Annotated in this window: 16 protein-coding genes; 12 read left to right on the top strand and 4 right to left on the bottom strand. The window is 56.4% G+C overall.

Features of this window, described 5'->3' with window-relative positions:
• Positions 1–7: 7 nt before the first annotated feature.
• Positions 8–898, bottom strand: coding sequence for an SDR family NAD(P)-dependent oxidoreductase (locus Fuma_RS05270; protein ID WP_077023220.1), 891 nt, complete (start codon positions 896–898; stop codon positions 8–10).
• A gap of 129 nt (positions 899–1,027) precedes the next feature.
• Positions 1,028–4,828 carry a [protein-PII] uridylyltransferase family protein gene (locus Fuma_RS05265; protein ID WP_077023219.1) on the bottom strand — a complete coding sequence of 1,267 codons (3,801 nt, stop codon included), beginning with the start codon at positions 4,826–4,828 and terminating at the stop codon, positions 1,028–1,030.
• Between the two features lie 165 nt (positions 4,829–4,993).
• On the opposite strand from Fuma_RS05265, the gene queF reads away from it, so the two are divergent.
• The 12 genes from queF (at position 4,994) to Fuma_RS05205 (ending at position 16,663) form a co-directional block, all read left to right on the top strand.
• Positions 4,994–5,356, top strand: a complete 363-nt coding sequence (gene queF / locus Fuma_RS05260; protein ID WP_077023218.1) for a preQ(1) synthase — start codon at positions 4,994–4,996, stop codon at positions 5,354–5,356.
• Positions 5,357–5,744: 388 nt separating this feature from the next.
• A complete protein-coding gene (argH, locus tag Fuma_RS05255) occupies positions 5,745–7,118 on the top strand; it encodes an argininosuccinate lyase (RefSeq protein WP_077028118.1) in 1,374 nt (457 codons plus the stop codon).
• Positions 7,066–8,010, top strand: a complete 945-nt coding sequence (locus Fuma_RS05250) for a sulfite exporter TauE/SafE family protein (protein WP_077023217.1) — start codon at positions 7,066–7,068, stop codon at positions 8,008–8,010. Before argH ends, Fuma_RS05250 begins: the two co-directional genes overlap by 53 nt.
• Positions 8,011–8,014: 4 nt before the next feature.
• Positions 8,015–8,473: a hypothetical protein gene (locus Fuma_RS05245; RefSeq protein WP_077023216.1), complete on the top strand. Its 459-nt coding sequence runs from the start codon at positions 8,015–8,017 to the stop codon at positions 8,471–8,473.
• 124 nt (positions 8,474–8,597) lie between these two features.
• Positions 8,598–8,963, top strand: coding sequence for a hypothetical protein (locus tag Fuma_RS05240; protein ID WP_077023215.1), 366 nt, complete (start codon positions 8,598–8,600; stop codon positions 8,961–8,963).
• Positions 8,964–9,072: 109 nt separating this feature from the next.
• Positions 9,073–10,572, top strand: coding sequence for an anthranilate synthase component I (gene trpE / locus Fuma_RS05235; protein WP_077023214.1), 1,500 nt, complete (start codon positions 9,073–9,075; stop codon positions 10,570–10,572).
• A gap of 6 nt (positions 10,573–10,578) precedes the next feature.
• Entirely contained in the window at positions 10,579–11,640 is a 1,062-nt protein-coding gene (holB, locus tag Fuma_RS05230; RefSeq protein ID WP_077023213.1) for a DNA polymerase III subunit delta', read from the top strand.
• Positions 11,641–11,734: 94 nt separating this feature from the next.
• The gene (locus Fuma_RS05225; RefSeq protein WP_077023212.1) at positions 11,735–12,652 is read left to right on the top strand and encodes a PSP1 domain-containing protein; all 918 of its coding nucleotides are present in this window, start codon (positions 11,735–11,737) and stop codon (positions 12,650–12,652) included.
• 89 nt (positions 12,653–12,741) lie between these two features.
• The gene (locus Fuma_RS05220) at positions 12,742–13,131 is read left to right on the top strand and encodes a Minf_1886 family protein (protein WP_077023211.1); all 390 of its coding nucleotides are present in this window, start codon (positions 12,742–12,744) and stop codon (positions 13,129–13,131) included.
• Positions 13,132–13,362: 231 nt separating this feature from the next.
• Complete coding sequence (locus Fuma_RS05215) at positions 13,363–14,235, top strand: ThuA domain-containing protein (RefSeq protein ID WP_077023210.1); 873 nt, start codon at positions 13,363–13,365, stop codon at positions 14,233–14,235.
• A 6-nt stretch (positions 14,236–14,241) separates the two neighbouring features.
• Positions 14,242–15,873: a TrkH family potassium uptake protein gene (locus Fuma_RS05210; protein ID WP_077023209.1), complete on the top strand. Its 1,632-nt coding sequence runs from the start codon at positions 14,242–14,244 to the stop codon at positions 15,871–15,873.
• A gap of 7 nt (positions 15,874–15,880) precedes the next feature.
• A complete protein-coding gene (locus Fuma_RS05205; protein ID WP_077023208.1) occupies positions 15,881–16,663 on the top strand; it encodes an SGNH/GDSL hydrolase family protein in 783 nt (260 codons plus the stop codon).
• 5 nt (positions 16,664–16,668) lie between these two features.
• On the opposite strand, the gene Fuma_RS05200 is transcribed toward Fuma_RS05205, so the two are convergent.
• Together Fuma_RS05200 and Fuma_RS05195 are read right to left on the bottom strand one after the other, a co-directional pair.
• Positions 16,669–17,694, bottom strand: coding sequence for a D-alanine--D-alanine ligase family protein (locus Fuma_RS05200; RefSeq protein WP_077023207.1), 1,026 nt, complete (start codon positions 17,692–17,694; stop codon positions 16,669–16,671).
• On the bottom strand, positions 17,691–18,758 hold the full coding sequence (locus tag Fuma_RS05195; protein ID WP_218922393.1) for a putative zinc-binding metallopeptidase: 1,068 nt from the start codon (positions 18,756–18,758) through the stop codon (positions 17,691–17,693). The genes Fuma_RS05200 and Fuma_RS05195 overlap by 4 nt, the downstream gene beginning before the upstream one ends.
• Between the last annotated feature and the right edge of the window lie 295 nt (positions 18,759–19,053).

The raw sequence follows: 19,053 nt of genomic DNA, 5'->3' as shown, positions 1-19,053 counted from the left end.
GCGCGAACTATGCCGCACGGCGTTCCGTTTGCCGGGAATCATCGTCTCTCGACACTCCCGCCAAACGCTCTTCTTCCAGTCGTTGCAGCTCAGCCAGCCGTTTGCGTTTTTTGCGGCTGACCTGGTTGGCGAAATCGATCACACCGGGCATCAGGCGTTTCAGACTCGCAAGTCCGTGAGCCATCGGAGTAATCAGAACTTGCCGCTTGTTCTTTCGCATCGCATTGATCGTCAGTTTCGCGACTCGTTCAGGCGACGTGCTGGCCCACGCGGGCGGTGAGGGAACTTTTCGATCTTTGCTTGAACTTGCTGCAGCGTCGTACAGTTTTGTCAAAACCGGCCCCGGGCAAATGGCACTGACACCAATCCCCTTGCGGCCGTATTCCGCTCGCAGCGCTTCTGTAAATCCAATCATTCCAAACTTGCTGGTGTGGTAGGCCGAAAACCGTCCCCCCGCCACAAGCCCCGCGATGCTGCACATGTTGGCGATGTGAGCCTCCGGCCGAGTCATCAGCTGCGGCAGAAAATGGTTGGTGATTTGAATGGGCGCCAACAGGTTGATGTTCATCAGCCAGTCCCACTGCTGAGAAGTCATCGACTCCGTCGGACCATAGTAGGCCACTCCGGCATTGTTGATCACGATGTCAATCACGTCGGCCTGCTGATCGAATTCCTTCAGCGTGGTTGCCACCTGTTCCGGCTTTGACAGGTCGCAGACGGAACTCCACGTGTGCTGCGTGCGTTCGCCGATGTCGGAAACCAACCGGTTCAGCCCGTCGCTATCGACATCGACCAGATACAAATGGCAGTCCAGTGCAGCGAGCTGCAGGGCGAGTTCTCGGCCGATTCCGGAAGCGGCGCCGGTGAGAAACACGGTCTTGTTTTGAAAGGTTTTCATCGAAATTCCATTTTCGAAGGGCGGGGGGCCGCCAAAGAACTGGCTGGCCGAATGAGTCGATTCTGGATCGATCGCGCGCCAGATTTTAACAGACCCAATTCAATCGCGGGAGACCTGTTTTTCGCCGGATTACCGCTGTCCGTCGCGGCAGGTGATCTCCACCTGTTGGGCGAAATTGCGAACACGCGACATTTGTGTTTCGAGCTCACCCAACGAAATCGGCGAATCATGCACGGCCTTCATGCGGCGTTCCAACTGCAGAAAGTCGGGAGAATCTCGATCCGGTACCGTTAAGTCTTCTGCGTCGCCCCGCTCCATTCTCAGGCAGTCAATCAGTTCGCGAAGGAAACGGTACGCTTTCTCGACCTGTTTGTAGTCGGAATCAGAAACCAGCCCCTCACCGTTAGCCGCCGTCAACGCTTTAATTGTGTTCGACGTTTGTAAGCTGGCAAATCGCTTCCCAAACGTTAGTTGCAGTGCCTGGACGCTGTATTCACAGTCGACCAGGCCGCCGCTGCTAAGTTTTGCATTCACGCTTCCGCCTCGCACAAGCTGGCGGATTTGCTTTTCCCGCATAGCTCGCATGGCGTCGAAATCGAACGTCTGCGCTGAGTACAGCAGGTGACGTACGGTCTGGTCGAGCTGCTGTCGAAGTTTCAGCGTGCCTCCAACGCATCGTAGCTTCACCAGCGACTGGCGTTCATACGGCCAGGCGTCTCCGTTGGGTCCGAAATACTTCTGCAGCGTACTCAACGACACAGCCGCCGAACCTGCCTGGCCATACGGCCGCATGCGCAAATCCAGTTCAAAAATGCCTTTGCGGCGTGCTTCGATGCGTTCCTGAATTTGCGTGACAAGTCTTTCAAAAAAGCTGCTCGCCGAAATCGAAACGGCGCCATCAGTTCGGCACTCCTGCTCAAACACCAGAAAGATCTCAATGTCCGATGCGAACCCCATTTCGATGCCACCGAACTTTCCGAGTGCCGCGAGCGTGAAGTCGCACGGATCGGAGTTGGGAAGCGTGGGCGCGCCGAATTGCGTTTTCAGTTCTTCGAACGCCATGCAGCAGGCTGCCTCGACAACAACCTCAGCCAGTTGAGTGACCTCATCCGAAAATTCACCGAACTGACCGGAATGCCCCAGCACATGCCGCAGGTCGACTCGGAACAGATGATGATCCTTAAACGAATTCAGGGCCTTCCACCCTTCATCGCTTGAGGCGGCGTCGTCGATCTTCGCTCGGCATTCGTTGACTAACTCTTTCCGAGTCACGCGTGTCTGAAGCTGATCGGGGTCGGTGAGCAATGGAAACAGTTGATCGGGATGAACCTGCAGGAAGTCTTCCCACAAGTAACGACTCATCCCGAGAACTCGGCTGACGGCTCGCAGCACTTTGGGATTGCCCAGCCTGACGGCGCTGTCCTGCCATCGAGCATCTTTCATTAACCGATGCTGTAAGTCGCGAAACCGAAGCAACGCGTTGCGCGGCGTCGTGACTGAAGGCAGCCAGTGCGTGAATTGCTTGATAAGCGTGACCGTCGTTCTAAGTTCATCGACTCGCTCCTGCGAAGTCACGGCGCGGCCATCGGATTCCGTGACGCGCAACACGTCATTGATGCGTCCCTGGCGGGCACCCAGATCCGCCATATTGATCCGAAAGCCGCAGATGGTCAGTGCGTTTGCGACTTCAAAGAAGAAGCCAAAGCTGTCGTCACCTTCAAGGTCCAGTCGAGTGTGCTCACCGGATTGCGGCAAGGTGACATCGACCGAGATATCCGCCTGCGGCGCCGCAGGCAGCCGCACTTCTTCCAATCGTCGACAAAAAGTCTGTAGCAGCGAATTCTGAACCGCGTCGCTGCCGTCTGAGCGATGCAGGGCGAGCAGTTTAACGAGCTTTTCCTGCAATCGCCGAGCCGCCGTGGCTGGCCTGTTCGCCACAGCATCTGCTGCTGCGGCCTGTCGAGCGGCGCGGTGCTGGCGAGTTTTCTGCGACGATGCTGCGCTGGCTTTAGAAGCCCCGCGAACAGTCGATGATGGGTGCTCGGGTTCTTTCTCCGTCACCAGAAAGATGCCCAGAAAGGTCTTAGGCGGGACGCTGTGGCCGAAGCGGTTGACGCCCGGGCCAACCACAGTCGCTCCTTCGCGGATATCCAGACGGTGTGAGAAAAACACGCCGCAGACCATCGAAAGCAGGCCACGCGTTTCTGGAGCAGCAATGATGACGATCAGTTGGTCCGTGGCCGCATCGGACTTAGCGCAAACCACTCGACAATCGTCGTGCTGCAGTGCGTCGGTCATCACCTGTTCCACAGCCTGCGCGTAGCCGTCCGGGGGAGCTGCCATCCAGTTGTGCAGAAGAGATTTTGTATTCACATCCGCACGAGATTCGACGTCTGGCCGCACGACGGTTTCCGCTTTGTCATCCGGAGTGTCGCGCACGGGTGGCGGTGCAATGTATGAGTCGAAGATGTGCCGCACGGCCTTGCGGTGTTCGCTGAACCGAGTCAGCAACTGATCTTCGCCGGGATAATCCAGGCGTCGGGCCAGCCATTCACGCTGCACGGGATCGGTCGGCAGTTCGTGAGTCTGCTGGTTGTGCAGCAATTGCAACGCGTGCTCAATCGTCCGAAAGAACACGTACCCTTCCTGTAGTTGCCGATATTCGCCAGCATCGACGATCCCAAATTCCGCCAGCCTTACCAATGCGTCCATCGTGTTGGCACTGGCCAGGCGAGGTTCGCTGCCGCCATGAATCAATTGCAGCGCCTGCACCAGAAATTCGATATCGCGAATCGAACCGGCTCCGAGTTTGACCTCCGATTCCAGCTTTCCCGCTTTTTGCAGACGGTCCTCGATATTCTGCTTCATCGCGCGGACATTGGTCAGCACGTCGTCGCTGACTTCGGCAAACAGCAACTGCGGCAGACGCATCAAAAAGCGGATGCCTGTGTGCGGGTCTCCAGCGACGACTCGCGCTTTCAACAGCGCCTGCTTCTCCCATAACTCAGCATCCGACTTCAGATACTCCTCATAACTTTTCGGCGAACTCACCAACGGTCCCGCGTCGCCCCACGGACGCAACCGCATGTCAACTCGGTACAAAAAACCGGTGGCCAACTTCTGACTAAGACCGTCGATCAAAGTTCGCGCGATTCGCTGAGCCGTCCCGTCGGGGTTCTCGGCAATCAGGATGAGATCGATGTCGGAACTGTAATTCAATTCTTCGCCGCCGTGTTTTCCGAGTGCCAGCACGCTAAACGGCGGCGCCGATAGTCCTCGATCCTCACACGCAATGGCCAGACATTCCTGCACCATCGCGTCCGCCAGCAGCGAAATTTGAAGCGTGACGAACTTCAGATCGAACAGTCCGAAGGCATCGCACATGCCGATTCGCAGAATTTCGCGCTTCTGGTAGCTGCGCAGTTCTGTGAGCTTTTCCGTCGTGGTCGAACAATTTCGAATCGCTTCCGAAGCTTCCTTGCGAAAATCTTCACGCGATTTCATGTCGGCCGTGCGACGCTCTGTCGTGAGTTCACGCAGGGTCGCGGGTTGGCTGAGGACGCACTGAGTGAGAAACGGACTGCCGCAGGACAGGCGAGCCAGCACTTCCAGTGATCGGGGCGTTTTTTCGAAGAGCCCGAAGGCGTCGTCTGCGGAGTCGCTTTTTCGTACGAATTCGTCGACCGTTCGCAGCGCTAGGTCCGGCGAGGGAGACTCCTGTAGAATGCGAAGCAACGTCGCGTACCACAGCGGTTCCTCCGGCGCTACTGCCGTTCCAGAGATTCCGACGTCGTGAGCCCCCGTCGCCGAGTTTCGCAGGCGCATCAGGCAGGAGGTGGCTTCGTCAGCGTCAGGAAACCCGCTTGTGGACAACAAACGGGTGTTCTGAGCAAATTCCTGTTCAATAAGCTTGTCAAACGAAGGAAACATCTTAGAACGCCACCAAACTGAACCACAATTCCGTGGAAATAGTCGTTCGAAGCAAACGGCCGCAGGACGTTGGCCTCGGTCTGTGCAAAAGAAAAACGGGGCTGACGCCCTGCGGCTAGTGTCAAACCTAAGGTATCAACCTTCACCGAACCCCGAGCATTCGTCATGGCGGAACCCAGCCCAGAAACCCTGGAAACTTTCGAGAACCCGTTTCCGGAACGCAACTATCTGATCGAAACTGTTGCTCCCGAATTCACGTCGCTGTGTCCCAAAACAGGACATCCGGATTTCGGAACTCTGACGATTACTTACATCGCTGACAAGCTGTGCTATGAATTGAAGTCGCTGAAATTGTACCTTCAGGAGTTCCGCAACCACGGCGCGTTCTACGAAAAGGTCACAAACACGATTCTGGACGACCTTGTCGCCGTGACCAGTCCGCGATGGATGAAAATTGAAGCGGCGTTCACGCCTCGCGGCGGAATCCGGACCACCGTGATTGTGGAACACGGCAAAAAGCCGGAGTAGTTGAGTTGCCGCAATCATCTGGTCAAGGCGAGCTTAGGAGGGGCTCAGGATTGGTCAGGTTTTCGGCCCCGGCGGGGCCAAAGCACGTAGCCGTGGGCGTAAACCCACGGAGACAGAGTCCCAAAGAAATCAATAGCCCCGAATGGGGCGGCAGCGAGCGTCGGCAAACTGCTTGCGCCCCATTCGGGGCTTTAGTGAGTCTCGAGAATTGATTCCGTGGGCTTACGCCCACGGCCAAGTGCTATCGCCCTCCGGGCTTAAGCACAATTGTTTCAAAACCAAGCGATCCGATGACGTCAGACCTCAGGTTGGCCATACGGAACACTGCAAGAAACACGCACTTACGTACTCAGCTCATCGGTTAAAACTAACAGAAGAAAACGAAAAGATGGCAAAGGCATGGGGCGGACGTTTTCAGCAGGAAACAGATCCGCGAGTCGAATCCTTCACAGAATCGATCAGTTTTGACAGTCGCCTGTTCGAAGTCGACGTGCGCGGCTCGATCGCTCACGCCACGATGCTGGCCAGCGTTGGACTCATCAGCGAAGCCGAACGAGATCAGATCTGTCAGACGCTGAAAACCATTCGCGACGAAATCGCAGCGGGTAACTTTCCGTTCCAGGCGGCTCTGGAAGACATCCACATGCACATCGAAAGCGCGCTGATCGAACGGATTGGCGACGTTGGTCGAAAGTTGCATACCGGCCGCAGTCGCAACGATCAGGTGTCGACGGACCTAAAGCTGTACGTTCGTGATGCGATCGATGAACTGGATGCCCTTCTGCTGGACGTGCAGCGAGCCTTTGTCGGACGCTGCGAACAGGATGCGGGCGTCGTTCTGCCCGGTTACACGCATATGCAGCGAGCTCAGCCTGTGCAGGCGGCTCATTACTGGCTGGCGTACTGCGAAAAAATTCAACGTGACCGTGATCGGTTGGCGGATTGCCGCAAGCGAGTCAACGTGTGCCCGTTGGGATCGGCCGCGTTGGCAGGAACATCGTTGCCGATTGATCGCGAAATGACGGCGCAGCTGCTGGGCTTCGATTCCGTCGCTGGCAACAGCCTGGACGTCAGCAGCGATCGCGATTATCTGACTGAGTTTGCCTTCTGCACGTCGTTAATAGCGACTCATTTAAGTACGTGGTGCGAAGAATGGATTATCTGGTTCACCACTGAGTTCGGTTTCATCAAGCTACCGGACGCGTATACGACCGGTTCTTCGATCATGCCTCAAAAACGCAATCCCGACGTGCTGGAATTGATTCGTGGCAAGACGGCTCGCGTGATGGCCGCGGTGCCTCAATTGCTGCTGCTCACGAAAAGTCTTCCCATGGCGTACAATCGCGATTTGCAGGAAGACAAGCTGGCCATGTTTGCGGCCTTCGACACAATCAAAGCGTGCCTGGAATTGACGCCGGCCATCGTCGCTGGCGCGGAACTCAACCGTGAACAAATCGCATCGCGTCTGGAAGACGGCTTCCTGGACGCCACGGCTTTGATGGAATACCTCATCAAAAAGGGTGTTCCCATGCGAACCGGACACGGCACAGTGGGCAAACTGGTCGCCAAGTGCGAAGCGGCGAATTGTCGGCTGAAAGATCTTTCGCTGGCCGACCTGCAAGAAGCGTGCGAGCTGATTGAAGAAGACGTCTATGGCGTTTTGGGGACAGAAAACGCGATGAAGGCGTTGCAAAGTTACGGTTCTGGCGGTGAACAACCTGTGGCCGATCGCGTGCGGGCATGGCAAGCGGCGATGGGTTAATCATTCGATGTTTGAATGGACACTCACATCGATTTTGATCTCTGCCGCCGTTGGAAGCGCCGTTGGGTTTCTGTCCGGCGTTTTCGGCGTTGGCGGCGGCTTTCTGCTGGTCCCAATTCTGAACGCAGCGCTGGGCATACCGATGTCAATCGCGGTCGGTTCCACGGCGTGCTACACGCTCGGCCCCGCCACGACTGCAATGTTGGCTCGACGACCGGCCGCCGGCTTTCTGCAGTTGCCCTTGATCCTTGCGGGCGGACTGCTTGCCGGAGTCTGGTGCGGCACGGCGGCGCTCTCAAGCTTGAAGTCAGCGGCTACGGTATCGCTGTTTGGCAAGCAAGTACCGGCCGTCGATCTGATGGTATTATCCAGCTATGCCGTTTTGATGACGGGTATTGCCATCATGTCGTTTGTGGACGGGTTAAAAAAAGTTCACGGCCCCACAGTGCGTCGGCGAGGTTTGCTGAGCTTCGTGCCGCTGCCGCCGATCGCCGTGATTTCTGATTTGCGACCGAGTCGGTATTCGATTCCGCTGCTCGCCTGGACCGGGCTGATCGTCGGCTTTCTGTCTGGCTTCCTTGGAATGAGCGGCGGACTGGTGCTCGTGCCGGCCGCCATTTATCTGCTCGGGCTGCGAGTTCACGATGCCACGACGATGACGATCGTGATCGTGTGGCTGGTGTCGCTGCAATCGACCTTCATGCACGCTTTGCACAGTCATGTTGAGCTGAAATTAGTGGTGGCATTGCTGATTTGCGGCACGATTGGGGCCAACATTGGATCTCAAGTAGGTATGCGATTGCAGGGGCGGCAGCTGAAGTTAGGATTCGGCACTTTGGTTTTAGTGGCGGCCGCGATCGTGTTCGCCAGGTTGTGGATGCTGTGGCGGTAAAACTATGGGTATAGATTTTCAGGACTGTTTGGTTGCATACCGGCGGCACGGCATTCGGTTTGAATACCCGGATATCTGGGAGATCACTGAAGAGGCTGAAGGCGGCGATGTGTTGATCACCGTCGCCAGCAGCGAAACGTGTTTCTGGACACTCAGAATTCTGCCCGGTTGCCCGTTGCCGCCACACGTGGTCGAATCCTGCGTCGAAGCGTTTCAGGACGAATACGACGATGTGGAAGTAGAAGAACCTGATGCGTCGCTCGCTGGATTGCCGGCCTGTTCGCGGAACCTGACGTTCTTCTGTCTGGAATTAATGAACTCCGTCGGCCTGAGCAGTGTCCGCACCATGAATTTCACGCTGCTGGCCTGGTGGCAGGGGACTCATCACGAGTTATCCGAAGCTCAGCCGATGATTGACCACATGACGAATTCCGTGCGGATTGATAGCTTGATCGGAGGGTGACGATAGAGAGAGATGTAATCCGTGCGGAGCGAGAACAAAAATTCGAAAAGTTCCGATGCGTCGGCTTCGAGATTGAGGTACTGGAGCGACAGCGGCGGCCCCTGCGCATTAAAAAGGTCTCGTGATGCCAAGCAAACTCTATAAAATCTTCGGCCTCCTTTTTGCCTATGTGTCGATCGTACGGTTAGTTGTGTGGTTAGACGTTTCTGTATTTGGACGTGGAGCGCCGCTGGACGGAACGACAGATCAATTTTTAATAACTACGATTCTATTGGTGACATTTTCTCCAGCAGCTCTCGTAGCTACCATTTCGTGGTCTACCGCAGAAGTGACTCCTGAACGGCGGTGGTGGTTGGCGTTTTGGCTCATCGCTTCGCTGTTAGCAATGTTAGAGTATGTTTACTTCTTTGATCCCGGACGTCTTTTATTTGCATTCTTCACAATTGTTTACGGCGCATTCGCCTTCACTTTAGCGCGAGATCTGCAGTAGCGTTTCACAACGCTGGGCTTGCCCAAGGGGAGCACGCCAGCTTGCTGTTGCGGTCTGCCTTCACGCTGTATGATCTGTCGCACACCAAGTCCAGTGAACCCAATTGCAAATGCCAGTTGTTAACCATCCCTCCGCCGAAGACTTCCGCGAATACGCGACGCAAGCCAGATTTGTGCCCGTTTTTCGGCAACTGACTGCCGATACGCTCACGCCCGTCACAGCGTATCAACGGCTCTGCGACGGCGAGTGGTCGTTTCTGTTTGAAAGTGTTGTCGGTGGCGAACGGATTGGGCGCTACAGCTTTGTCGGTAGTAACCCATTTCTATCCATCACCGCGTGGGACAAGCGAGTTCAAATCCGCACGGCGAATGGCGTGGACAAGGAGTGGGACAGCGAAGATCCGCTAAAGGATCTGGACAAGCTGTTGGAAGACTACAAATGCGTTCCCGTGCTTGGCCTGCCTCGGTTTTGCGGCGGTGCCGTTGGCTTCGCCGGTTATGACGTTATCCGATACACCGAAAATTTGCCCAACGTTCCGGAAGACGACCGCCAACTGCCGGACCTGTGCTTTGCGATGTACGACGGCATGGTGGTGTTCGACCACATTCGCAAAGTCGTGCTCGCCGTTGCGCTGGCGGACACTCAGACGGCAACTCCTGATGAAGCGCGAGCCGCAGCCGAAAAGCGGCTCGAAGAAATCTGCAACCGGCTGGCCGTAGGCAGCGATTCTGTGCAGTTGACGGATATCGATCTCACGATTGAGCCCGAATTGCAAACGGAATCCAATTTCACTCAGTCACACTTCGAAGCCTGCGTGGACAAGTGCCGCGAATACATCAAAGCAGGCGACATTTTCCAGGTTGTGTTCAGTCAGCGTCTGCGACACGAAAGCGAAGCGAAGCCGCTGGACGTGTACCGGTCGTTGAGAATGGTGAACCCCAGCCCGTTTATGTTTCTGGTGAAGACGCCGGAACTGCATCTGGTCGGCAGTTCGCCGGAAATCATGGTGCGAGTCGAAGACGGCGAAACCACCATCCGCCCGCTGGCTGGCACTCGCCCGCGAGGACGGACCGAACAGGAAGACCGCGAACTGGCCGAAGAACTGCTGGCCGACCCCAAAGAACGAGCTGAACACGTGATGCTGATCGACCTGGCTCGCAACGACGTCGGTCGCGTCGCAAAATTCGGGTCGGTCGAATTAAACGATGTGATGGTGGTGGAACGTTACAGCCACGTCATGCACATCACTTCTAACGTAATCGGACAACTCCGCGACGGCCTGACAGCGGTCGAAGCCCTGCGAGCCGGACTGCCAGCGGGCACTGTATCGGGAGCACCCAAGGTTCGAGCGATGGAAGTCATCGACGAAATCGAACCTCACAAACGAGGCCCCTACGGCGGCGCGGTGGGGTACATCGACTTCACCGGCAACATGGACACCTGTATCGCACTGCGAACGCTGGTGATGCACGACGGAGTCATCTACGTTCAGGCGGGTGCCGGAATCGTGGCGGACAGCGTGCCCAAGCTGGAATACGAGGAGACGTTGAACAAAGCTCGAGCGCTGTTGAAAGCCATTCACATCGCAGAAACGCAGTTGCAGCGGTAGTGTTCAATGATCAAAACCTGGGAACAGCTCAAGGGCCACAGCGAGCAGCGTGAACTGTTTCGGCGATCGCTGCAGCGCGGGCGGTTGTCTCATGCGTACGTGCTGGCCGGGCCGGAAGGGATCGGAAAGCGGCAGTTTGCTCGGTTGATGGCCAACAGCGTCTTCTGTCGGGAATATGAACTCAGCGAATTGCAGGTGTGCGGCGAATGTCGAGCGTGTCGCGGATTCGCGGCTGGCACGTGGCCGGATTTCATCGAAATCGGCGTGCCCGCTGGGAAGAACGTCATTCCGATCAGCCTGATCGCCGGTGAAACGACCGACGGCAAACGCGGCCGCGAAGGTTTGTGCTACGAACTTTCGGTGTCGCCTCAGGCATCGGATCGCCGAGTCGCCGTGATTAACGACGCCGGGCTGATGAACACCGAAAGTGCGAATGCACTGCTTAAAACGCTGGAAGAACCGCCCGCACATTCGCTGATTCTACTGGTCTGCGATAACCCGGACACGCTGCTGCCCACCATTCGGTCTCGCTGCCAGATCGTGCGATTCTTCCCGCTAAACGAAGCGGACGTGCAGGAAATTTTGCTGGCCGAAGAAATTGTGGAATCGCCCGAAGAAGCCGCATCGATCGCGTCGCTGTGCGAAGGCAGCCTTGAGACGGCTCGGCAACTGCTGCACCCGGAACTCCGCAAGCTCAAAGCCACCGTGGCGCGGCAGTTAAATCAAATGGAAGGCATGAAGCCGCTGGAAGTCGCCGCCAGCGTGACGGCAGGCATTGAAGAGATGTCTTCGAATACGCCGGAACAGCGGCAGAACGCTCAGTGGCTGCTAAGATTCGTGGCCGACGCCATTCGTGCTCGGCTGCAGGGGCTGGCTGGCGGAGACCTGTCTGATCCGCTGACGCAACGGCTGGGAGCTCGCAACGGAGTCGATCTGCTGGCTCCGATGCTGGACCGAACACTCGCCGCATCGCGGCAGGTCGACGGCATGTCGCCGGTCAAGCTTGTGATGGAAGCTTTGTTCGACGAACTGGCTCGGATGATTCGCCAGGCGATGAAGCGGGCGTAAGGCAAATTTCAGCCTCGCTTCTCATGCGACCATCTTCGCGACTATACTCTTCTGCAGTCCAGTCGCCATACTCCTAAGCAATTCGCATCACGGCATGTCCACCGATCTTCAGGAAACATCCACGCCGCCACCGGCCAACGATGAACCACCAAAATTCGTGGTGCGTTATGGTTCGATGAGGCACCTCGGCGAATTCGCGTCCAAACGCCAGCACGCGATCAAACGTGGTCTGGACGTCGTCGTGCGAACGGATCGCGGCGTGGAATTCGGAATTGTCCTGTGCGAAGCCAACGGTAAAACAAACGAATACCTTGGCGACAATGTTCGCACCGGACGCATTCTAAGAATTGCGTCGGACGAAGATCGTCGGTCACTGCAGGAAGTGTCTGAACGTGAAAAGACGTTCTTCGCAGAAGCAGGTCGCATGATCGCCGAACAACGCATGCAGATGCAGTTGGTCGACGTCGAACAGGTTTTCGGCGGGGAGCGAATTGTTTTCTATTACCTTGCGGAAAAACGAGTCGATTTCCGTGAACTGGTTAAGGGAATGGCTCGCGAGTTCAACGCCCGCATCGAGATGCGACAAATCGGCGTGCGGGACGAAGCGAGGCTGCTTGCCGATTACGGAGACTGCGGCAAACCGGTGTGCTGTAACACGCATCTGCGGGAAATGCCTCCCGTGTCGATGAAGATGGCCAAGTTACAGAAAGCGACACTGGATCCGAACAAAATTTCCGGACGCTGCGGACGTTTGAAATGTTGTTTGAGATACGAATACGACACATACGAAGCTCACCGAAAAGAGCTGCCGAAGATCGGCGCAACAGTGGTCACCCGTGAGGGGCAGGGGAGGGTAATCGCGCAGGAGTTGCTTGTTCGTAAGCTACTTGTCAGTTTTGCAGACGGTCGCCGCGTGATGACAGATGCCGACGATATTTTGACCGTGGTTTCTGGTGGAAATCGCGGCAGGAAAGAGGCTTCAGAAACCGAAGCAAATCAAAATACAGAATAGAGACTTCTGTCCGCAGGCGGTTCGATGTAGGATGCCGTCACTTGATGCAATTACGCCTCAAAACGTTAAAGCTGGATAAGACCCGTCGCATGAAAACTGCACGCACGTACACCAAATCGCGAATTTATCATCAAAACGCGTACGACTTCGTGTTTGCCGCACTGCGGCACGCTCAGGAAAAGTTGGGGCGAGATCGAACGGATCACACGACGGGACACGTTTGCGGCCGTGAGTTGCTGGAAGGCATCGCAGAGCTTGCGAAAGACCACTTCGGACTTCTGGCGATTACAGTGTTGGCCGATTGGGGCGTGCACGGAACCGAAGATATCGGCAAGATGGTTTTCGAATTGATCGAATCCGGCGAAATGCGAAAGACAGAAGACGATCATCTGGAAGACTTCGTCGACGTGTACGATTTTCATAAGGTGTTCGTCGACGACTACCAGGTGGACACGACCACCGCTTTCAGCCGCAATTAGGGCCGGACGCCCTCACGCGCCACCAACCGCATTCGCCGTGGCGCTCCGCAGATTTCAATTCTGCATTCGCCGCAATCGTATTGGGCGCGCCTCCGCGACCTGTTGACCGCAGACGAATTCTGACGGGCACGCATGCTGGCACCAAAAGCTGCTTGCGGTAGACTGTGGCCACCGCCGATTGTGCGGTGATATCCGATAACGCCGCTTGCTCACCGTAGTTGAGGTCTGCCCATGTTCCGTACCCGTTCTTTGTGGTCCGTGCTGTTTTTGGCACTGTTGTGCTCCACAGCCGACGCTCAGCCCAAGGCGGCACCGCTGAAAGGCCTGCTGATCACTGGTGGCTGCTGTCACGATTACGAAAATCAAAAGCGGATCATCACGGAAGGGCTCAGCCAGCGAGTCAACATCGTGTGGGACATCGTTCATGAAGGCGGCACCGGCCGTGAACACAAAGTTTCCGTGTACGAAGAACCAGGCTGGGCAAAGAAGTACGACGTCATCTTCCACAACGAATGCTTCGGCGGCGTTGTTGATGACAAATTCGTACAAGCAATCGCGGCCGCTCACCACGAAGGCGTGCCAGCCATCTTTGTACACTGTTCATTGCACAGCTATCGAGACGCTCCCGTCGCGGCCGATGCGTGGCGAGAATTAATCGGAGTCACCTCACGACGCCACGAAGGCAAGCGACCTTTGAGCGTGAAAACGGTTAACGATGACCACCCCGTGATGAAGGGCTTTCCAGCAGAATGGCCCACGCCGAACGGTGAACTGTACAAGATTGAAAAGGTGTGGCCGAACTGTATTCCATTGGCACAGGCCTTCGGCGAGGACACGAAGCAAGACCACACGGTCATCTGGCTGAACACGTTCGGCCGCGCTCGAGTGTTCGGGACATCGTTGGGACATCACAACGAAACAATGAATAACAACGTCTGGCTGGATGTTGTAGCTCGTGGCTTGTTGTGGACGGTCGATCGACTTCAGCCCAATGGCAAGCCGATGAAGGGCTACGAAGGCAGCGGTGTGAAGCCGATTGTCCTGGCAGAAAAGCGAGCCGCGCCGGTCCCGGATCCCGTGTCAACGAAGCCAGCCGCACGTTAACCGAATATGAATTGGGCGCTTGTATCTCGGCTGCTGGGTTACCTGTCGATGCTGATCGGCGGGTCGATGGTAGTGACGCTGCCGTGGTCGTTTCCGGCTTGCGGCCAAACGGCTGTTTTCGAACACGAATCGTTTGTCGGCATGCTGGAATCGATTGCCGTGTGCATCGCCGTCAGCGGACTGCTGATGTGGCTCGGCCGAGCGGCAAAGACCGACAACCTGCTGCGCAAAGAAGCGCTGGCGGTCGTTGGCCTGGGGTGGATTCTGTCCGGAATTCTTGGCGGCTTGCCCTTCCTGCTGACACCGACCTATCGAACATATGATGCCGCCATTGGCGCTAATGTTTCGATGAGTGTCAGTGATGCGGTTTTCGAATCGATTTCCGGCTTCACAACCACCGGCGCTTCTGTGCTGACTCAGCTGGAGGTTCCTCCAGACGTAGACGACTGCGAAGCGGCCGCATTGGCTGGCGAAATCGCGTACATCCCGCGAAGCGTTCTGTTCTGGCGTTGCTTCACTCACTGGCTGGGAGGCATGGGCATCATCGTGCTGTTCGTCGCCATCCTGGGGCAGCTTGGCGCGGGCGGAAAGGCGTTAATGCGGCGTGAGGTCCCCGGCCCGTTAAGTGACACAGTGCGTCCGCGAATTCGCGAAACGGCGGTGCTGATGTGGACCATCTATCTGGTGCTGTCGGGTGTGATGACGATTCTATTGCTGGTTCAGGGCATGGATCTGTTTGAGTCGCTGTGCCACACGTTCGGCACCCTCGCCACGGGCGGCTTCAGCACCAGAAACAGCAGCGTCGGCGCATTCAGCAGCGTGAACCTTGAAATCACAATCATCGTGTTCATGGTGTTGGCGGGGACAAACTTCAATCTGTATTACCTGCTGCTAAGAAAGTCCGTCGGCGGCGCAGAATCGAATAAGCCTGGGCGTCTCAAGGCCTTCTTTTCCGACCCGGAACTCCGCGCCTATTTGATCATCATTGGCGTTTGCACGGCAGCGCTGACGTTTGTGCTGCACCGGGTCGAGGTCTATTCCACTGTGGCCGCCAGTCTGCGGCACGCGTGCTTTAACGTGGTTGCCGTGATGACGACGACTGGATTCGGCACGGAGAACTTTGCCACCTGGCCCGAATTTGGCCGAGCGATTTTGGTGTTACTAATGTTTGTCGGTGGCTGTTCCGGTTCTACGGGCGGCGGCGTCAAGGTGATTCGCTTTCTGGTGCTGTGGAAGGTTATGAAGCTTAACGCGGAGCGCGCGTTTCGGCCCAATCTGGTGCGGCCACTGCGATTAGCCGGCAAGAGGATCGATGATTCTGTTGGCCGCGACATCGTGTTGTACGTGTGCCTGATCGCAATGATTTCGGCTGTTAGCTGGACGGCCTTGTTGGCTTTAGAACCCGGCCACCAGTGGCAGGGCGAAACGTCCGCCGAAAAGATGATCGACTGTGCCGGAGCAGTTGCGGCCACGCTAAACAACATCGGGCCCGGTCTCGGCATCTGCGGCCCTCACGGCAACTATTCGGAATTCTCCGAAGCGTCAAAGCTGTTGCTGACGCTGTTGATGCTGCTGGGGCGTCTGGAGTTGTACGCGATTATCGTGTTGTTTCTGCCGGGCTTCTGGAAGATTCAGTGACAGATCAATGGCAAACGAAACTCAAGCGGCCACAACGCTAATTCTACTCGGCGCCAGCAATCTTACTCTGGCCTGGCCACGCCTGATGGCGGTTGTCGAACAGCGATTCCCTGCCCAGCGAAACGTTTATACGGCTCACGGAATGGGACGTTCGTTTCTGGCCGATCGCAGTGCATTCGGCATTCGGCAGCTGCCTGGAATTCTGAAGAGTTCTCTGTGGGACGGTCTGCGACAGTCGGTGGATGCGGCTCAACCGCCGCGAGTTCTAATCACGGACCTGGGCAACGATCTTGTGTACGGCAGCAGCCCGGAAGAAGTCGCGGCCGCCGCCGATGAGTGCATTCAGCGACTGAAAGCCTGGCGCAGCGATTGTCGATTCGTGATGACGCGACCGCCTGTCCAGCCAGTCAGTAGCCTTGGGCCATTAAGGTTTTCCTTCTTCCGACGAGTCCTGTTTCCAACATGCCGCCTGACTCTGCCCAGCATCAAATCGCAAACTGTCGAGCTGGATGCGAGAGTTCAGGAACTGGCAGCCCGTCATGACATACCTCTGTTCTTGCCGGATCCTGCGTGGTACGGACTGGATCCGATTCACGTGATGCGACGCTTTCAATCCACTGCGTTCGGCCAGGCAATGGAACTATGGGGCGACGAAACGGCCGATGCGTCAGGCCCGTCGGGGGCAAAGCATCCACGTCCAACGGCAGATGTCAGGTGGGTGTGGGGCCGGGAACGGAAGACGCCGCAACCTGTTGAAACTCGCAACGGAACCCGCGTGTTCGCCTATTGAGGCCGCTACTGCCGCCAGGCTGCGTCGTACTTCAGGCCAAGGTTAACCACGCGAGTCAGCAACTGTTCGTACGAGATGCCGTCAGCTTCGGCGGACTCCGCAAAGTCTTCGCCGAATTCCAGGTTGGGATTCGCGTTGGCTTCTATCACATAGACCTGCCCGGCAGCGTTCATGCGAATGTCGATCCGCCCATAGCCACTCATGTTCAACGCTCGGTATACGCGTTTGCAGATGTGCTGAATCTTCGCTGTCTGTTCGTCCGTCAGATCGGGTGCTCGCCCGGTTTCGATGCCGTGCTTTTTTTGGTATCGAGTATTCCACTTCACTCGCGCCGTGGCAATATGTGCCACGTCGTCCGGCATGTTGCGGAAGAACATTTCCCACACCGGAAAGACGCTCAACTGTTTGTTGCCCATCACACCAACGTACAGTTCGCGGCCTTCGATGTATTCTTCAACCAAAGCGTCAGAGCCGACGTGTTCGTGAACAAATTTCACTCGTTCAATTAATGCGGCGTCGTTGTGGACGATAGATTTTTGAGAAATCCCAAACGATGCGTCTTCCGTAGCCGACTTGACGAGAATCGGGTACTTCAATTTCGCTGGCGGTCGAATTTTGCGACGGCGACGAAAGACTGCGAAGCCAGGCGTTGGAACGCGGTGGTAGTTCAGGATCTTCTTGCTTAAAGCTTTGTCGTGCGAAAGCATCAGGCCGCGCGCGTTGCAGCCAGTGTACTGCTGCTTCATTAACTCAAGATAGCTGACGATGGCGTGGTCGTACTGAGCGACCCCGTGAAATTCCTCCAGCATCATGAAGGCTACGTGTGGCTTCCAGTTGAGAATGGAATCGCGAACTGGAGTCAGATCGTCGTATAGACCGATGGGCCGGACGTCGTGTCCCATTTCGCGCAGTGTGGCGATGATGTCGAATTCCATCTTCCAGTCGGGAGGATTGTTAACATCGTAACCCGTCGCTTCGTCCGGCGGCACAAGACCGTCCCGAATGAGGGCCGCCACACGAAGTTTTCTCATAGTGCGACCTTGTGAGCTTCGTCCTGAATATGATTCATCGTGTGCATCGTGAGGACCACCAGCGTATCGCGTTCCACTTCTTCCGGGTTCCGGTCGACTCGCAGATTCAGCTTCTGGCAGCGAGCGATCATGTCTTCCAGCACCTGATCAATCGTATATTGATAGTGGCCCGTCCATTCCGATACATCGCGTCGCAGGCGTTTTCGGGCTCGACGCAGAAACGTCGCAGCAGACGATGTCTGACCGTTGTCGTTGTCTTTTGTAAACAACCGCAGCAATTCGTGATCATACGCGTCACTGGCCTCAAGGCCATAGTGTCGTCGCTTCTCGTCGTAGTGTTCTCGTAAAGTCATCTTTAGGGTCCGCAAAGGCTCTTCATGCCGCCTTGTCCGGACAGCCGGTTTTTCCTCCCGAATCGTTGCCATCAGTTCGTTCACAAACAGCAGCTTGCGCAATGCGGGCCAACCGGCGTAGGTTTGCCGCCAGCGGGATCGAGGTTTCAACCACACCGCGAACGTTTCGGCGAAGTCTTCTACGGGGTGGCTTTGAGCGTACCACAGATCGATGTTGATGACGTAACTGCGGCTGTAAGGTCGTGGGTTGTACGAATCCGGATAGGGAGCCGATACGTTGCCGAAGGTTTTGCGGTAGCACTGGCGGCGACGCAGACGATAGGCGTTGTCGATAGCGTGACCGGCTTCGTGACGCAGAATTCGCATACACCAGTCGGTCGTGCCGCCTTCGACTTCCAGCATTTGCCGCTCTTCCAGTTTCATCAAGCGGCTGTCGGCCAGATAAAACGGAATGGCGACTCCCGGCACGCCGTCCGGTGTGAACCATTCCTGTGAAAGCCAGAAGTGAGGTCGAAAGTCGAGGCGTTTGGCTTCCAGCTCGCGGTACAGCTGATCAATCCGTTCCTGCAGCGGAGCTTCGTGAATGCACAAACCCAAGTCGCAGAACCGAAGATCCAATAACTCGTCGTCTGAAAGTTCGGCGAGTTCCGGATTACCGAACTTCGCGCGCGAACGATTCCTTCTTCTTCTGTCTCGAATATTGGCACTCAAACCAGTCTTCCCTCCGTCGACATTGCATCTTCGCAAAGCAGATCGCCGTCAAGGATACTGATGTACGCAACTGTGTAAAGACTAGCTGCTGCTTCCCTTTTGTTGTGGACGGTTCGGGCGCGCGGGAAACAGCCCTCATAGTCCGAAAAACTTGCTCCGCGGCCACAAGTCAGCGAGATTCGCTGCAGCTGCGACAGGAACCTAAGATGAAGCAAATGGCGCGACGTCGTTAGGGCGCTATTGCTAAAGCAGACGGCGAAACCCAGCCACTGAACTTGCTTGCGAGCGGTTGCGA

It is taken from the genome of Fuerstiella marisgermanici (genome assembly GCF_001983935.1).
GTDB lineage: Bacteria > Planctomycetota > Planctomycetia > Planctomycetales > Planctomycetaceae > Fuerstiella > Fuerstiella marisgermanici.
The sequence above is the reverse complement of the archived record's forward strand: the minus strand, read 5'-3'. Positions and strand labels throughout refer to the sequence as shown.

Coding starts and splice junctions, on each gene's coding strand:
- Fuma_RS05200 (WP_077023207.1), bottom strand. CDS start 17,694: ATGAGAAAACTTCGTGTGGCGGCCCTCATTCGGGACGGTCTTGTGCCG.
- queF (WP_077023218.1), top strand. CDS start 4,994: ATGGCGGAACCCAGCCCAGAAACCCTGGAAACTTTCGAGAACCCGTTT.
- Fuma_RS05205 (WP_077023208.1), top strand. CDS start 15,881: ATGGCAAACGAAACTCAAGCGGCCACAACGCTAATTCTACTCGGCGCC.
- trpE (WP_077023214.1), top strand. CDS start 9,073: ATGCCAGTTGTTAACCATCCCTCCGCCGAAGACTTCCGCGAATACGCG.
- Fuma_RS05245 (WP_077023216.1), top strand. CDS start 8,015: ATGGGTATAGATTTTCAGGACTGTTTGGTTGCATACCGGCGGCACGGC.
- Fuma_RS05270 (WP_077023220.1), bottom strand. CDS start 898: ATGAAAACCTTTCAAAACAAGACCGTGTTTCTCACCGGCGCCGCTTCC.
- Fuma_RS05220 (WP_077023211.1), top strand. CDS start 12,742: ATGAAAACTGCACGCACGTACACCAAATCGCGAATTTATCATCAAAAC.
- argH (WP_077028118.1), top strand. CDS start 5,745: ATGGCAAAGGCATGGGGCGGACGTTTTCAGCAGGAAACAGATCCGCGA.
- holB (WP_077023213.1), top strand. CDS start 10,579: ATGATCAAAACCTGGGAACAGCTCAAGGGCCACAGCGAGCAGCGTGAA.
- Fuma_RS05265 (WP_077023219.1), bottom strand. CDS start 4,828: ATGTTTCCTTCGTTTGACAAGCTTATTGAACAGGAATTTGCTCAGAAC.
- Fuma_RS05225 (WP_077023212.1), top strand. CDS start 11,735: ATGTCCACCGATCTTCAGGAAACATCCACGCCGCCACCGGCCAACGAT.
- Fuma_RS05240 (WP_077023215.1), top strand. CDS start 8,598: ATGCCAAGCAAACTCTATAAAATCTTCGGCCTCCTTTTTGCCTATGTG.
- Fuma_RS05210 (WP_077023209.1), top strand. CDS start 14,242: ATGAATTGGGCGCTTGTATCTCGGCTGCTGGGTTACCTGTCGATGCTG.
- Fuma_RS05215 (WP_077023210.1), top strand. CDS start 13,363: ATGTTCCGTACCCGTTCTTTGTGGTCCGTGCTGTTTTTGGCACTGTTG.